The organism is Roseibium album (assembly GCF_965233825.1).
Taxonomy (GTDB): Bacteria; Pseudomonadota; Alphaproteobacteria; order Rhizobiales; family Stappiaceae; genus Roseibium; species Roseibium album.
On the sequence record NZ_OZ247583.1, the window covers coordinates 1,676,026 to 1,691,757 of the forward strand.

Consider the following 15,732-nt stretch of genomic DNA (forward strand, 5'->3'; position numbering starts at 1 on the left):
GTTACGGCATGGGTTGTGTTGTCAGTCTTTCGGTGACGCCTTGGGCGTAAAGGCGCAACGGTCCGGTTTGAGGTCGAGCAGCGGAGTTCCGTTCAGACAGTCCAGGCCGCGCACGATCAATGTCGAACCCTCGACCTTCACCAGCTTTGCACCGACTGTCCCGATCGGATTGGGGCGGACGGGCGAGCGCAGTGCAAATGTTCCATAAGTTCTGTCGCTGTGACCCGGATTTTGTACGACCAGGTCCCGCCTGGATTTGTCGAGCCAGTAAAGAACTTCTATCTGGTCGTAGTCCTCGATCCCTTTCAGCGCCGGAACCCATGGTTCGAAGATCTCGATCCGGCACTCCGGTCCATCCTGTTTCCCCTGACGCGGACAGTCCTTTCGGTCGGTCCATGGCGTGTGGATACGTCCGATGAAATGAAGCCTCGCGTCATCGGGTTCGGATGTCGGCACCATGATTTCGTGCGCGCGAATGTCGCTCATGCTTGTGTCCTGTCTGATCTCAGTCGGATAACCAGCGGACCGTACCGAGATCCTTCATGTCATACCCGCCGAGAGAATCGGCCTTGTCCCGAAAACCGGTTGTTCTCGAGAACGCGAAGAGTTTTTGCAACGGCTCGGTAAAATAGGATTTGCGGTCGATCAACAAGTCGAAACTTTCATCCACGAGGGGAATGAAGGCGAGTTTGAATTGCCTTGCCATTGCTTCTATGCCGAGCGAGGCGTCGACGTCACCGGCTGCGACGGCAGCCGCTGCATCACTTTCCGTGTGGGCCTGGTCCCTGCTCAGGTCCAGATCGCCTTCGCTCAGCCCCGCCTCGGTCAGCAGTCTGGTCAAGAGCAAGGCAGCACCTGCACCTGGCTGGCGCATTGCAACGCGCCGTCCTTTGAGGTCTGCCATGGACCGGATGCCATCATTCGTCCCGGACGCAACAAGAAGCCCGCGTTTGCGCACGGCCCAATGGATAAGGACGCTGTTGACAAGACCGGCATTCGAAACTGCGGAGATGTTCCAGCCAGCTTGTTCGGGCAGATGCAGACCACTCGCTGTCGCTGCGCCCGATTGAAACCGTGTCAGCCCGTCATGACTGCCGTTGCAGAGTGTCGCGAGACCGCAACCCGAGGCCCGAATGGCCCAGTCCAGAAGCGGGTCGTGAGAACCGGCCAGCACGTTTGGCCGATCGTTGCCCGGCGGGTTATCCGGCCCATCGACCCAGGTGCGAATCGCCTCCACCGGAAACAGAAGCTTGCCCGTGATCCGTCGGTGAGGGATCTCGTTGGCGGCGGCAAGGTCATAGACCTTGCGCTCCTTGACACGCAAAAGATCAGCAACTTCTTTCGTGGTCAGGAAAAGCGGCTTGGTGTTGTCAGAATCGGGCAATGTGGTTCCTGCTGTTTCGAAAAGCGTAGCCGAGACCGAGCGCGCAATTCAACAATGCGAGACGTCAAAGATCGGCGCCGCGCCGCTTGAAGCGTAATTTGCGACGTTTTAGGCATAACGGTTCCCAAGCTTCAGATGATATTTTTCTTGTGAACTCAAGACAGCACCACGTGTGCTCAAAGAATGCACGCTGCCCTGGAAGGAAGAATTGTTCCTCCGGGATCTTTTGCATGAGTAGAATTTCCATAATTTTACCAGAAAGCAAAATATAAAGTCGGGCGATGAACAAAAATTATTCATTTTTTTTCACAAGCCTCTTTCAAAGATGCATCTTTTTTGTTTTTCTACCCCTCGATGGCTTCGGCAAATATCTGACCGGTGGCACCTGTCGCCAGACGAAACTGTTGTGCTGTCCATAAAAACAATAGAACCGGATTTGGGGACACAATGGCGAATAACAGGGGCGCTGCTGTTATGTATGACAGCGTTCAGAAGAGCTATGACGGGGAAAGCCTCGTCGTAAAGAACCTCAACCTCGATATTCCGCCCGGCGAATTTCTGACAATGCTGGGACCCTCAGGATCCGGCAAGACAACGTGCCTGATGATGCTGGCAGGTTTCGAACCGGCGACGCATGGCGAGATTTACCTGAATGACCGTCCGATCAACAACGTGCCGCCGCACAAGCGCGGTATTGGCATGGTCTTTCAGAATTATGCGCTCTTTCCGCATATGACGGTGGCGGAAAATCTGGCATTTCCGCTTCAGGTCAGAAATGTCGGCAAGGCGGAACAGGCCGAAAAGGTTCAACGCGCGCTCGACATGGTCGAACTCGGTGCCTTTGGCAATCGGCGTCCCGCGCAGCTTTCCGGCGGACAGCAACAGCGCGTTGCCGTTGCGCGCGCGCTCGTATTCGACCCCGAACTCGTCCTGATGGACGAGCCGCTCGGCGCGCTCGACAAGCAGCTGCGCGAGCAGATGCAGTATGAAATCAAGCATATTCACGAAAATCTGGGCGTCACGGTGGTCTACGTGACCCATGACCAGACGGAAGCGCTGACGATGTCGGACCGTGTTGCGGTGTTCAACGACGGCATCATTCAGCAACTGTCGACACCCGACGATCTTTATGAAGATCCTCAGAATTCGTTCGTGGCGCAGTTTATCGGCGAGAACAACAAGCTGAATGGCAAGGTTGTCGGCGTTGACGGTGAGGAATGCCTTGTTGAACTCGGCGACGGCACGCAGCTCAAGGCGGACAAGGTCAATGTCTCTGCAGTTGGCGACCTGACCACATTGTCGCTCCGTCCCGAGCGTGTCGAATTCGACACCAACGATACCATGGACAATCTCGTCAATGGACGGATCGAGGAATTGATCTATCTGGGAGACCACATTCGTGTTCGCATGAACGTGGCTGGAAACGATGAATTCATCGTCAAGGTTCGCAACCGTGGAGAGAAGCGTAAGCTGCATGTCGGAGAAACTGTCCAGGTCGGCTGGGCAATGAACGACTGTAAAGCGCTCGACGCGGTTGCCTAAATTCGCGAGGTGGACGGCAAAGGGCCGCCCGCGACAACAACGGAAGATAATCCGTTCAATCCCAAATAAAGAGGGAGCTAGCTCAAATGAAGCTCAAAACTGTAATCCTGGCAGGTACAGCCCTGGCATTTGCCGGTAGTGCTGCACTCGCCACAGACCTGACGCTCGTCTCCTGGGGCGGTGCTTACCAGTCGTCCCAGAAGAATGCCTATACGGATCCGTATTCGGCTGAAAATCCGGACGTCACCGTGATCTGGGACGAGTCCTCGGCAGAGGCTGTCGCCAAGTTGCGTGCCATGAACGAGGCCGGCAACATCACCTGGGATCTGGTCGATGTTGTTGCTTCCGATGCCATCCGTCTTTGTGACGAAGGCCTGGCGATGGAAATCAATCCGGACACGGACCTGGCAGCAGCTCCGGATGGAACACCGGCCTCCGAAGACTTCGGTGACCTGCTTGTTTCCGAGTGTTTCATTCCTCAGATCGTTTATTCGACAACGTTCGGTTATCGCTCCGACATTGACGAATGGGGCGGCAAGGAACCGACCGAAATCTGCGACATTTTCGATCTGGAAACATTCCCGGGCAAGCGTTCACTGGAAAAGCGTCCGATCAACAACATGGAATGGGCACTTCTGTGCGACGGCGTGCCGAAAGAGGACGTCTACACCGTTCTTGAAACCGAAGAAGGTCAGGATCGGGCATTCAAGAAGCTCGACTCCATCAAGGACAATGTCGTCTGGTGGTCTGCCGGTGCTGAAACCCCTCAGCTTCTGGCCGACAAGGAAGTCGTGATCGGTTCCACTTACAACGGCCGTCTGTTTGCCCTGATCGAAGAGCAGAAGCAGCCGGTGAAGATGTTGTGGGACGCTCAGGTGTTCGATCTGGACGGCTGGATCATCCCGGCCGGTCTTCCCGAAGACCGTCTTGCCGAAGTGAAAAAACTCGTCATGTACGCGACCGACACCCAGCGTCTGGCCGATCAGGCGAAGTACATTTCCTACGGCCCGGCCCGCAAGTCTTCCGCGCCGCTCGTCGGCAAGCATGCTTCGCTCGGCATCGACATGGCTCCGCACATGCCGACCGATCCGAACAACGCCAAGAACACCTTCCTCTATAACTACGAGTGGTGGGCGGATTACCGCGACGACATCGACGCCAAGTTCCAGGCGTGGCTGGCACAGTAAGCCAACTGACTATGGTCCGGGTGGGGGAAAGCCTCACCCGGAACCTTTTTCTTGATATGCGGAAGACAGTTTCATGAGCGATACGACCCAGGACGGTCAGGTATTGACGACGCAGGACGGACGGCCTTTGAAAGCCGCCCTTGGCCGTGCACTGTTTCGAGAGAAATTGCGCGCATTCCTGCTGGTCGCTCCCCTGCTGATCTTTATCCTGATCACGTTTGTTGCGCCTATCATCGATATGCTGCACAGGTCAGTTGAGAACAGCATTGTTGAGGAGACCCTGCCAAAGACGGTTGTGGCGCTGCAGGAATGGGACCCCGGATCCGGTGAAGTCCCGGACGAAGTCGTCTTTGCCGCTCTCTATGACGACATGGTCGTCGCCGTGGATGAAAAAACCCACACCCGCCTCGGGTCTCGTCTGAACTATGAGCAAAGCGGGATTTCCAGTCTGTTCCGCAAGACCGGCCGCCGCATCAAGCGCATGGACGAAGGCGAGCCACTCAAGGACCAGTTTCTGGCAGCCGACAAGAAGTGGGGAGACGTCACGACCTGGCAGGTTCTGAAGCAGTTTTCACCGGCTTATACGGGCGGATACTTCCTGAACGCTTTTGATGCCAAGCTTGGCCCCGAAGGCGTTGAGCTCAAACCCGCCGACGAACGTATCTACCTGTTCCTGTTCGGGCGCACCCTGTTCCTGTCCATTGTCATCACCCTTTCATGTCTGTTGCTCGGTTACCCGATCGCATTTCTGCTGGCGGCCCTGCCGCTGCGGACGTCAAACCTCTTGATGATCCTCGTGCTTCTGCCGTTCTGGACATCACTTCTGGTCCGAACATCCGCCTGGAAGGTGCTCTTGCAACAACAGCGTGTTATCAATGATTTTCTGGTCTGGATAAATCTGATCTCCGACAGCGGCCGTCTGGTGATGATCAACAACCAGACCGGCACGATCATTGCCATGACGCACATTCTGCTTCCGTTCATGATCCTGCCGCTCTATTCGGTGATGAAGACGATTTCGCCAACATATGTCCGCGCGGCGAAAAGCCTCGGCGCGAACGACTGGACGGCGTTCTGGCGGGTCTATTTCCCGCAATCGGTCCCCGGCATCGGTGCCGGTGCGGTTCTCGTCTTCATTCTGTCGATCGGCTACTACATCACGCCCGAGCTTGTGGGCGGGACGTCCGGTATCTTCATATCCAACCGGATTGCCTATCACATCTCGTCATCGCTCAACTGGGGTCTGGCAGCCGCACTTGGTACCCTGCTGCTGGTAGCGGTTCTCGTTCTCTTTGTTGTCTACGACAAGATCGTCGGCATCGACAACGTCAAGCTCGGATAGGAGGACCAGATGAGCGCACTTCCACCATATGCGTCCCCTCTCCAGCGGACATGGTTCTACAGTTTCAGGTTCATCTGCGGGTTGATCTTCTTCTTTCTGATCTTCCCGATCATGGTGATCCTCCCGCTCAGCTTCAACGCCCAGGATTTCTTCACCTTCACCAAGGAGATGCTGTCGCTGAAGCCAGAGGGCTACTCGCTCAAGCACTACAACGACTTCTTCACCAATCCGGATTGGCAGCAGGCACTGAAGAACTCGTTTCTTATTGCGCCCGTTGCAACGCTGCTCGCGACCACTTTTGGAACCGTGGCAGCGATCGGCCTCTCGCAGTCGCATGTGCCGTTCAAGCCCGTGATCATGGCCATCCTGATATCTCCAATGATCGTGCCGTTGATCATTTCGGCTGCCGGCATGTATTTCTTCTTTTCGTACATCGGCCTGCAGGGCACCTATGTCGGCGTCGTGTTGGCGCACGCCGCGCTCGGCACGCCCTTCGTGATCATTACCGTGACTGCGACGCTGGTCGGGTTTGACCGCAGTCTCGTTCGGGCATCGGCAAGCCTTGGTGCAAACCCGGTCACCACCTTCTTCAAGGTGCAGATGCCGCTGATCATCCCTGGCGTTGTTTCCGGCGCGCTGTTTGCCTTCATTACCTCGTTCGACGAAGTGGTCGTGGTGCTCTTCCTTGGCTCCGCCGGACAGAAAACCTTGCCTTGGCAGATGTTCACGGGACTGCGCGAACAGATTTCGCCGACCATTCTGGCAGTGGCCTCCCTCATGGTGTTCATTTCGATTGCGCTTCTGACCGTACTGGAGCTCTTGCGCCGTCGTTCAGAAAGGCTTAGAGGTGTGACACCGGGCTGATTTCAGCCCAGCTGCTCACAAAAGGTGCCGGTGGCGGAACGCCAGTCGCCGGGTGGAAGACAAGGGTTTTCCCGGTAGCATGACAATTTGATTTTGGGCCTGGCGGGCCGGCTTCTTGAAGGAAGCCGGCCCGTTTTGCGTTTTTGGCCCTGTAACGGAAGACAAGGCGGAATAGGACCGCATTCAAGAAAGGAGATCTTCCATGAGCGACGACATGATCCGCATTTACGAAATGAACAATGGTGAGAAGGCCTTTTCCCCGTTCTCTCCGGAAGAAATGGACCGGAGGCAGGCGGGCCTGCGCAAGCTCATGGCAGGGCGCCAGATCGACGCCTGCCTGTTCACCTCCTATCACAACATCTGCTACTACTCCGGTTTTCTGTACTGCTACTTCGGTCGGAAATACGGCCTTGTAATCACGCAGGACAAGGCAACCACGGTTGCGGCCGGCATAGACGGCGGCCAACCCTGGCGCCGGACCCATGGCGATACCGTGATCTATACCGATTGGCGCCGGGACAACTACTTTCACGCCCTGCAGACGCTGGTGGGCTGGCCCAATCCGTCCGTCAGGCGCATCGGCATCGAGTTTGATCATGTTTCGCTTGATCTTCTCAAGTTGCTTGAAGCGGCTTTCCCGGGGGTCGAGTTCGTCGATATCGCCGCGGACGCCATGGCGCAGCGCACGATCAAGAGTGCCGAGGAACACGTGCTGATCCGGGAAGGTGCACGTATTTGCGACGTCGGTGGTGCAGCGCTCGTCGAGGCTGTTCAGGCAGGCGTCACCGAACATGAAGTTGCCATCGCATCGACCAACGCCATGATCCGGGAAATCGCGAAGTCCTTCCCGTTTGTCGAACTGATGGACACCTGGACATGGTTCCAGTCGGGGATCAACACCGATGGTGCCCACAATCCGGTCACCAACAAGGTGGTCGAGGCAGGCGATATCCTGAGCCTGAACTGTTTCCCGATGATCTTCGGGTATTACACGGCCCTGGAACGCACGCTCTTTTGCGAACACGCGTCAGACGAGCACCTGCGTCTTTGGGAAATCAACTGCCATGTGCATCGCGAAGGCCTCAAACTGATCAAGCCGGGTGCGCGTTGCTGCGACATTGCTTCAGAGCTCAACGGCATCTACCGCAGCCACGATCTGCTGAAATACCGCAGCTTCGGCTACGGCCACTCCTTCGGTGTGCTCAGCCATTATTATGGCCGTGAAGCTTCCGTGGAACTGCGCGAGGATGTCGAAACAGTGCTTGAGCCGGGCATGGTCGTCTCGATGGAACCCATGATCATGATCCCGGAAGGCGACGTCGGGGCAGGTGGCTATCGTGAACACGATATCCTCATCGTGACCGAGGATGGCGCGGAAAACATCACCGGCTTCCCCTTCGGTCCGGAACACAACATCATCCCGAAGCGCTGACGCCATTATTACTGCGAAAGACAACGGGGACGGGGCGCAAATACGCTCCGTTTTCGTTGACACCTGTCGGTGTGCATAGGAAATTCGCCGACCCCATTACTCTCGACGGAAAACGCGACCTCACAGCCTTCTTGTCCGGCAAAGGTGCCCTCCTCGCGCGAGTTTCGCTCAACATCGTGACCCAGCGCACGCTCCGGTCTCTTCGATCAGTACCCTCGAATGACCGGGATTGCCTGCAGGCATTGGAACGCCACGCCGCAAGACAAACCTTACAGAGTGTCCTCCGTTCAGCCCCGCAGGAAATCTGGCGATTGGTTTGTCGATAGAAAAGGTGCCGTCACTTAGCACGCTCAATGCGCCGCTTTCCATCAATTGGATCAAACCCGCCTGCTGTGGCAGTACATCATACGCTTCGGCCTTGCCGTCGGTCACGACGCTTTCTGGATCGACGGTCGCAACGCCGTCCGGGTAGTAGCGACGAAGATCTGATTGTAGTGCTGAAGGTGTGTTTGAAGCGACCATCTCTTCAAAGCCGTCGTCAGTCATTCGAAAGCGTCTGTTGCCTTTGTGAATGACAAGACTACCACTGGCCTGTCGCGGTTTTGCTGATGTGTCGCTGCGACCAGAAGGAAGTTTCACCCAACCAAGGTCGTAGTGACCCGCCATCTGGACCTCCCGGTCAAGGTTCGCGGTCAGTAGAGCTCGTGCTTTTATCCCGTTCGAGGAATCGAGATTATGAGCCGGTGGAATGCGACATTCTTTCAGCGTGGCGAGTTCAACTCTGTCTCTCGGCAACCCGACCACCCCGATGCCGCTACGGCTCACGCCGACAAATCGTTCAACGCGCTCCGTCGCCCCGGTGATGCGCAGGACCATCGCATCGTGGACGCTAACAACGATGTAAACCGGATTTTCACCCCTTTCGATATCGAGCGTCGCAAAGCTGGTTTCACGATCAAGACCTGCTACCGCCACATTGGACACCGCGGTTCCTTCATAACCACCCAGGAAAACAACTTCTGCCTTTTGAGAAGGAGGTGGCAAATTGCAGCCGGTGGATTGCCCTATGCCGGCATTGCTTCTGACAGGAGCGCCTTCCTCGGCCACACGCCTCAAGGTTTGAAGGATTTCATCGACGACAACCACACCGTCGTCATTGGAATCGAAAACCATGAACGAGGCGCCCTGCAGCGAGCGGCGCTTACGGTTGGCTTGTTGTTTTGCCACGGTTTCGTCTGCCATAGCCCCTATTTCAGCCGCCGACAAAATCCCATCCTTGTTGGTGTCGACCTTGAGCAACATTTTCTCGAAATGCGATCTTTTTTTGCCCGACATCACGGCTCGAACGCGGTTGATCTCAAGCTGCGACACTTCTGCGTCTCCATCGAGGTCATTCTGCAGGACCGGAGCCATCACACTAATTCGGTTTGAAGCAGATTGCCTTTGATCGATTGTCTCTGCCATCTCACGCGTCAGTACACCCGTCGGCGCCATGGAAAAAAGCTGGTTAATAAGCTGTTCTTCCGCGCGCTCCGTCCCGCGACTAACAAGTTGGCGAAGCATGTCATCCGCACTTATGCGCGATTGCGACCAAGTAGGGGATGACACAGCTAACAAGGCACCAAAAATTGCAATTCTGCACATCATAACGAAATCCTTAAATCCAAGATTGCAAACACCAACAGCTATCTTGGATTTAAGAAAAATCTCTTAAAATCTGGGGTAGAATATGGAGCTAATCAATGAGTGCCACTTAAACGTGTGCTGTAACATTTTGTTTCGACTGAATTGATTGTCAAAGCACCTGGGACAATAGTCATGTGGTGTGACCCTGACGAACCGTCCCACGACCGAACTTACGTGTGAAGCGTTGTCTCGTGTCTGCCTAAAAGGACACAATCAATTTGCGCGGGAGTTTCTGAGCAAAACCTTCGAACTCAGCGAGATAGACAGCAGGCTCTGGCCCTTTGAAGCCCTTGCTTGCAACAATGAACTTTCGACTTTAACGACGGTTGCCCCGAGTTGTTACAAACGCGCTTGGCACAAGCGTGAAATCCGTGATTCAGATTGTCAATGTCAGCGATCTCTTCGGGAGGAACATGCACGGAATTGGCGCACCTAAGAGGAGAAAGTTCGAACACCTTGTTCGATATTCTCGCTCAATGGAATCAGGTACTTAGCGCAATCCAAATCCCTGCAAATGCCCCCGAGCGGGACATTTGCGGGGTGGCGCGATGACAACAAAGACACCTCCTTTCTCCCTCAGACTGACTTTTGAAGAGCGCGCTAGGCTTGAGGAGCTGGCTGGCGACATGCCGCTTGGGGCGTATATCCGCCGCAAGGTTTTCGATGGTCAGGGGCTCAAGAAGAAACGTGCACGGGCGCGATCTCGTCGCCCGATCAAGGATGAACAGAAGCTGGCGCAGGTACTCGCAATGCTTGGACAGTCGAGGATCGCCAACAATCTGAACCAGCTCGCCAAGATGGCAAATCTCGGCACACTGCCTGTTCTCCCCGATACGGAACGCGACATTCGGCGCGCATGCGCCGACGTGGCGCTGATGCGGCGGGAGCTTCTTCGCGCGCTCGGCCATCGTACCGATGTGGAGCCGTCATGATCCTGAAAGGTTCACAACGAAGCGGCGCAAAGCAGCTCGGGCTGCATCTCCTCAAGACCGAAGAAAACGAGCATGTCGAGCTGCTCGATATTCGCGGCTTCATGTCTGATGATGTCGTCGGCGCACTCCGCGAAGCCGAAGCCATCGCAAAAGGTACAAAGTGCCGACAGTTCATGTTTTCGGTGTCTCTGAATCCGCCCGAGAACGAGCGTGTCCACGTTCGCACCTTCGAAAAAGCGCTTGAAGCCATCGAAGAGAAAAACGGCCTGACGGGCCAGCCGCGCGTCGTTGTTTTCCACGAGAAGGAAGGACGGCGGCACTGTCATGCGGTATGGAGCCGGATCGATCCTGAAACGATGACCGCCAAGCCAATGTCGTTCTATAAGAACAAGCTTCGGGAGGTCTCGCGTCAGCTCTATCTTGAGAATGGCTGGCAGATGCCGCGCGGCCTGATCGATCCCAAGGACCGCGACCCCCGAAACTTCTCGCTTGATGAATGGCAGCAGGCCAAGCGGATCGGTCGGCATGCGGGCGAATTGAAAGAACTGATACAAGAAGCCTGGGCGACTTCGGATTCGGCTCGCACCTTCGCGCACGCTCTCGAAGAGCGCGGCTTTTATTTTGCGTGCGGGGATCGGCGCGGCCATGTGGCTGTCACCTTCGAAGGTGAAGTCATTTCGATCTCACGGGCGACGGGCAAGAAAGCGAAAGAGCTGCATGCCCGTCTTGGAAAGCCCGACGCATTGAACAGCGTTGAGGAGACCCGCAAGCGCATTGCCGAAGAAATTCTCCCGCGCATCAAATCGCATGTCGATGAAGCACGCGCGTCCGCCCGTGCCGAACTCGATCAACTGAATGCGCGCCGTATGGAAATGGCGAAGGCGCATGCCTTGGAACGCGCCAAGCTGGACGCAGGCCAGAAGGCGCGGTTTGAAGCTGAAGCTCGCACAAGAGCGGATCGATTCCGCAAAGGCATGATGGGCCTGTGGGATCGTCTGACAGGCATGCGGGCTCAGCTAAAAAAGCAAAACCAGCTTGAAGTGATGTGGGCGCTACGCCGCGATCAGGATCAGCGGCAAATGACGATCAACGCGCAGTTACGTGAGCGCGGCGATCTGCAAAAGGAGATCAATGCTGCGCGCACCAAGCATGCGCAAGCCTCGCGCGCCCTGCATCACGATGCCGCATATTATCGCCTGATGCGTCGTGGTGAAGAGCCCAAGGTAAAGACCGCCTTCGAACGGCTTGTCACGATGCGCGAGCAACCCGCGCTGGACTCCAAACACCCACGTCTCGACCGTTTGAAAGAGAAGAAACCGGATGCCGCAAAGAAACACATGTCTTCCGACGAGCATCTGAAACGCCTGCGCGAACACCAACAAACACCGCCGCGCGGGCCTGAACTCGATCACGATCTATAAGGAAACACCGTGCTGTTTGACGTTGCCGCTATTGCCTCAAGTCGCGCCTTCTAGTTCGACGTGGGCGCTGCAATGGTCGCCCTTTTGCCGGAACGTTGATCGCAGGGCAGCCCTTAGAAACCTGTCGTCGCAACGGCTACGCCGCGATCAGGGTACCAGTCGCTTCTAGTGTAACTTCATCAGTCAAGTTTGTGATTTATTGTAGCGTAGAGATTTTTATCCATACCTCGCTTGTGCCAATGCCATCCTGACCGACATAGACATCGTTGTTTGAACCCACATTCGTGATTCAGCCAAAGTCCGTAATGGCGTCATTCGTTGAACCTCATTTAAGCAAATGGTCTGACAAGTAATCTACTGCGTTTTGACTGCATGCAGCACCCTGTTCTAGATGATTAAAAATCTTCCACAGATGGACGCAACTCAACTTCCCAAGTCCAGGCGCTACGATCTTGTTTCGCGATGGCAAGATAAGTCTTCGCGATTTCATCAGGATGCAGTGTTGTGTCGGGATCATCGAATGGAGCGCCGCGCTCTGGTTGTAGGATGCAGCCATCGATGACAAAGTGAGCCACATGGATGTTTTTTGGAGAGAGTTCCCGGGCAAGGCTTTGGCACAGGCCGCGTAGCGCGAATTTCCCCATGGCAAACGGCGCAGACTGAGCATATCCCTTCACCCCCGCAGAGGCACCGGTGAACAGCAGCGCACCGCTGCCTTGCTCTAGCATGTGTCTGGCTGCTTGGCGCGCGACCAGCATGGCGCCAAGTGCATTCACCATCAGGACATTGCGTACCGCCTCAACATCAAGGTCGGTAACCGGCCCGCGCGTGTAAGCGCCAGCATTGTAAACAACAATATCAGGTAGCCTTTCATTTTCATCGAGACGCTGGAACAGGTGCTCGACGCTCTGTGGATCGGATGCGTCGCAACCGAAGGCCTGAGCGCCCGTCTCCTTACACAGCGTCGAGAGCTTTTCGGTGTCACGCGCGGCAAGAGAAACAGTCATTCCCTCATCAGTAAAAAGCTTGGCGAGAGATGCGCTCAGCCCGGGGCCGGCACCAACGATTAGGGCGTGTTCGGTCATACGAATTGCTCCGAAGAGTAGGATGATGTCACTGATAGATGCTGTATATCGACTGGCGATGCGAGCCAGTCTTGGTATTTGGCAAATACTTCTTTGGTGTAATACTTTTCATAATGTTTCTGCACTGCCGCATCGTCGTCGAAGATTTCAAAGAGGTGCAGGACGCCCGGTTTGTCACGGTTTTCGAGGACTGTGAACAAGTGGCACCCAGGCTCGGCCAAAGTTGGCTGAACCAATTCTTCTAGTGCAGCTTTAGCCTGATCAAAAAATTCCGGCTTTGGCTTGATTGTCGCAAAAATATGGAGACGTTCGACGGGGCTACGCATCAGTTGTTTCTCCCATATAGACGGGCTTTAAACCTTTGATGAGTTCAGCTTGAATGGGTGCGACAGCATCGTTGACGGCACTAACACCCATATCGTGCCCGACTTGCGTGCGGATTGGTCTGGCGCTAGTTGCTTCCACAAGCTCAACAATTTTGGTCGCAACATTGTTGGCATCAGTCCCCGGATCACCAAGGTCAAACATGTCTTGAAACATACCAAGTAGACTTTCACGGCCTCCAGCCATAGGCCCATAGGCTTCGACACACTTTTTATCAGCAGGCGCAGGTGAGGTCTTTACAAGGTCTGTGCCGTGGCCGCTTGGCTCAATGATAACCGATTCAATACCAAAGGGTTCGAGTTCATAGTGAAGGGCTTCGCAATAGGCTTCCATGGCCCATTTACTTGCGCAATAAAGCCCGAAAAACGGCATTGCAAACCGCCCGGCGGCAGAGCTGAGACTGATGAGAAGTCCTGATTTACGCCCCCGCATGTGGGGGAGTGCCGCTCGGCTTGTCCGCATGATACCGAACATGTTGACGTCGAAATTTTGTTGGGCTTGCTCAAGGGTATAGGCTTCGGTCAGGCCTGTCGGCATGGCGCCGGCATTATTCACTAAAACATCAAGCGGACGTTGTGCCTCAATCTTGCTAATCGCTGTATTGACAGATTGATCGTCGGTTACATCAAGCTCAATGGGTTCAAGAGAAAGTTTGTTTTCCCCCGCCCAGATCTGCAATTCTTCCGCTGCAGATTTGTTGCGCCCCTTTATATCGCGCATTGAGGCATAAACGTAATGTCCGCGTTCTGCGAGTGCTTTGGCCGCGAGAAGTCCGATGCCTCTGCTGGCACCGGTGATAAGAACAGTTTTTAGATTAGACATGATTTAGTTTACCTTTTTGAATGTTGTTTTGAGGAAGAGGCGAAGCGGCTCACCATCACCGACGGCTTTCATCCTTGTGAGTGCGCCGCTCCAGGAATTAAGAAGCCAGTCGCCTGCTTCCGCATCGCTGAGATGTTCAAGGCCGATTTCAGATTTGTCCAACTCTGCAATGCAAGTGGCGATCTCTGAACTGAGCGCATGCCAATGCTCCCTAAGCAGTTTCTGAAAAGCAGGTTGTTCGTCGGCAAGTTCCGTAGAGAGGTTGCACATCAGGCAACCTTGAGTGAATCCTCTCGCCTCGAAGTCATCATATGCCATCTGGAAGAATGCGCTTAGGCGTTCCAAAGCGGCTAGCTCTGAGTTTTGCAAAATCTCTTTTGCACTTTGCAATTGCTGGACATGGTAGTGCTTGGCCACTTCGAGGCCAAAAACCTCTTTGCTTTGGAAATAATGATAAAACGAGCCTTTGGGAGAACCACTTGTTCGCAGCACGTCATTGATACCAACGCTTTCATAGCTACCAGCCCGGATGAGGTTCATGCCGACAGTGAGCAACTTGGAGCGCGTATCGTTGTAGGCCTCTTCGTTTCGTGTGCGTGCCATGGCGGTTTTGCCTCTAATTTGATGTTCGAAGAACGATTACATTGATAATAATAGACCGTTCTGTTATTAATGTCAATTGATGATCCTGACCTCTGGTTCAAAACTCCTTGTCACACATTGGAGCGTGGGCTTGTCTAATTAAATAGAACGATGAAACGGAACTGAATTAAATGAGCGATTATCTTAAAACGCAAATTGAAGATGCAAAGAATGGTGACCGTGCCGCTTTGGAAGCCGTGGTGCGTGATGTTCAGGATAATGTTCATCGCTTGGCGATGCGTATGCTGGTGAACCCTGATGATGCACTTGAGGCGACGCAGGAAATATTGATTACCGTCGTTACGAAATTGTCGACATTTGAAGGCAAAAGTGCGTTTAAGACATGGGTTTATCGGGTCGCTGTCAACTATCTGCTCAATGCAAAGAAAGTTCGAGATCGTGATCCCGGCTTAAGCTTTGAAGTTTTCCGAGAAGATTTGCATGCAGGCTTGGTAACCGATCCTGCCCCATCGGGCGAGGAAGACCTATTGCTCAGCGAGCTGCGTATCTCCTGCACAATGGCAATGCTCTTGTGCCTCGACCTCAAGCATCGTGTTGCCTATGTGCTGGGCGACGTCCTCGAATTCGATCATACTGAAGCGGCAGACATCTTATCAATCTCTAAAGCAAATTTTCGCCAACGGTTGTCCCGCGCCAGAAACGAAGTTGTAGCGTTTACATCAGCTCACTGCGGACTCGCGACTAACAATGCGAAATGCTCATGCCCCCGCCGTCTGCCTGCCGCAGTAAATCTTGGTCGCGTACAGAAAGAACGTCTGGTTTATGCTCAGATTGGTGAGCCCACTTATGAAGATGTTCTCAATCAAGCCAGGTCCGTAGAAAAATCATTGCGAACTTTAATCCTTCAGCGATCAATGCCAGCATTAACCTGTCCTAACGATCTGGGGGCCAGGCTGGCCGAAATTGTTAACGGAGAAAGCTGGCAGAGTTCATCCGACAGAACTTAAGAACCGCCCGTTGGCATATGGGCGACGTGAATATTTTTTAG

15 protein-coding genes are annotated in these 15,732 nt (G+C 54.5%); 8 read left to right on the forward strand and 7 right to left on the reverse strand.

The genetic code is table 11. The features are described from left to right. Positions 1-21: 21 nt before the first annotated feature. On the reverse strand, positions 22-486 hold the full coding sequence (tsaA, locus tag ACO6TI_RS07790; protein WP_055391938.1) for a tRNA (N6-threonylcarbamoyladenosine(37)-N6)-methyltransferase TrmO: 465 nt from the start codon (positions 484-486) through the stop codon (positions 22-24). A gap of 19 nt (positions 487-505) precedes the next feature. After that, complete coding sequence (locus ACO6TI_RS07795; protein ID WP_104705468.1) at positions 506-1,384, reverse strand: substrate-binding domain-containing protein; 879 nt, start codon at positions 1,382-1,384, stop codon at positions 506-508. A 447-nt stretch (positions 1,385-1,831) separates the two neighbouring features. Between ACO6TI_RS07795 and ACO6TI_RS07800 the strand changes: the two genes are divergently transcribed. The 5 genes from ACO6TI_RS07800 (at position 1,832) to ACO6TI_RS07820 (ending at position 7,751) form a co-directional block, all read left to right on the forward strand. Then, a complete protein-coding gene (locus ACO6TI_RS07800; protein ID WP_055391936.1) occupies positions 1,832-2,926 on the forward strand; it encodes an ABC transporter ATP-binding protein in 1,095 nt (364 codons plus the stop codon). An 86-nt stretch (positions 2,927-3,012) separates the two neighbouring features. Further along, on the forward strand, positions 3,013-4,113 hold the full coding sequence (locus ACO6TI_RS07805) for an extracellular solute-binding protein (protein WP_055391935.1): 1,101 nt from the start codon (positions 3,013-3,015) through the stop codon (positions 4,111-4,113). A gap of 73 nt (positions 4,114-4,186) precedes the next feature. Further along, positions 4,187-5,455, forward strand: a complete 1,269-nt coding sequence (locus ACO6TI_RS07810; protein WP_422384683.1) for an ABC transporter permease — start codon at positions 4,187-4,189, stop codon at positions 5,453-5,455. A gap of 9 nt (positions 5,456-5,464) precedes the next feature. Next, entirely contained in the window at positions 5,465-6,319 is an 855-nt protein-coding gene (locus ACO6TI_RS07815; RefSeq protein WP_055391933.1) for an ABC transporter permease, read from the forward strand. Positions 6,320-6,521: 202 nt separating this feature from the next. Continuing rightward, positions 6,522-7,751 (forward strand): M24 family metallopeptidase, encoded by a 1,230-nt coding sequence (locus ACO6TI_RS07820; protein WP_422384684.1) that lies wholly within the window; start codon positions 6,522-6,524, stop codon positions 7,749-7,751. A gap of 168 nt (positions 7,752-7,919) precedes the next feature. On the opposite strand, the gene ACO6TI_RS07825 is transcribed toward ACO6TI_RS07820, so the two are convergent. After that, positions 7,920-9,314, reverse strand: coding sequence for a hypothetical protein (locus ACO6TI_RS07825; protein ID WP_422384685.1), 1,395 nt, complete (start codon positions 9,312-9,314; stop codon positions 7,920-7,922). A gap of 671 nt (positions 9,315-9,985) precedes the next feature. Here ACO6TI_RS07825 and mobC point away from each other — a divergent pair. Together mobC and ACO6TI_RS07835 are read left to right on the forward strand one after the other, a co-directional pair. After that, a complete protein-coding gene (gene mobC / locus ACO6TI_RS07830) occupies positions 9,986-10,369 on the forward strand; it encodes a plasmid mobilization relaxosome protein MobC (RefSeq protein WP_293948682.1) in 384 nt (127 codons plus the stop codon). Next, a complete protein-coding gene (locus tag ACO6TI_RS07835; RefSeq protein ID WP_422384686.1) occupies positions 10,366-11,790 on the forward strand; it encodes a relaxase/mobilization nuclease domain-containing protein in 1,425 nt (474 codons plus the stop codon). The genes mobC and ACO6TI_RS07835 overlap by 4 nt, the downstream gene beginning before the upstream one ends. Positions 11,791-12,185: 395 nt before the next feature. On the opposite strand, the gene ACO6TI_RS07840 is transcribed toward ACO6TI_RS07835, so the two are convergent. The 4 genes from ACO6TI_RS07840 to ACO6TI_RS07855 are packed head-to-tail and all read right to left on the reverse strand — an operon-like array spanning position 12,186 to position 14,684. Further along, positions 12,186-12,875 (reverse strand): SDR family NAD(P)-dependent oxidoreductase, encoded by a 690-nt coding sequence (locus ACO6TI_RS07840; RefSeq protein WP_422384687.1) that lies wholly within the window; start codon positions 12,873-12,875, stop codon positions 12,186-12,188. After that, a complete protein-coding gene (locus ACO6TI_RS07845) occupies positions 12,872-13,201 on the reverse strand; it encodes a putative quinol monooxygenase (protein ID WP_422384688.1) in 330 nt (109 codons plus the stop codon). The genes ACO6TI_RS07840 and ACO6TI_RS07845 overlap by 4 nt, the downstream gene beginning before the upstream one ends. Next, positions 13,194-14,081, reverse strand: coding sequence for an SDR family oxidoreductase (locus tag ACO6TI_RS07850; protein ID WP_422384689.1), 888 nt, complete (start codon positions 14,079-14,081; stop codon positions 13,194-13,196). Before ACO6TI_RS07850 ends, ACO6TI_RS07845 begins: the two co-directional genes overlap by 8 nt. A 3-nt stretch (positions 14,082-14,084) precedes the next feature. After that, the gene (locus tag ACO6TI_RS07855; protein ID WP_422384690.1) at positions 14,085-14,684 is read right to left on the reverse strand and encodes a TetR/AcrR family transcriptional regulator; all 600 of its coding nucleotides are present in this window, start codon (positions 14,682-14,684) and stop codon (positions 14,085-14,087) included. A 170-nt stretch (positions 14,685-14,854) separates the two neighbouring features. Here ACO6TI_RS07855 and ACO6TI_RS07860 point away from each other — a divergent pair, with 170 nt between their 5' ends. Beyond that, entirely contained in the window at positions 14,855-15,691 is an 837-nt protein-coding gene (locus tag ACO6TI_RS07860; RefSeq protein ID WP_422384691.1) for an RNA polymerase sigma factor, read from the forward strand. The last annotated feature ends 41 nt before the right edge of the window (positions 15,692-15,732 follow it).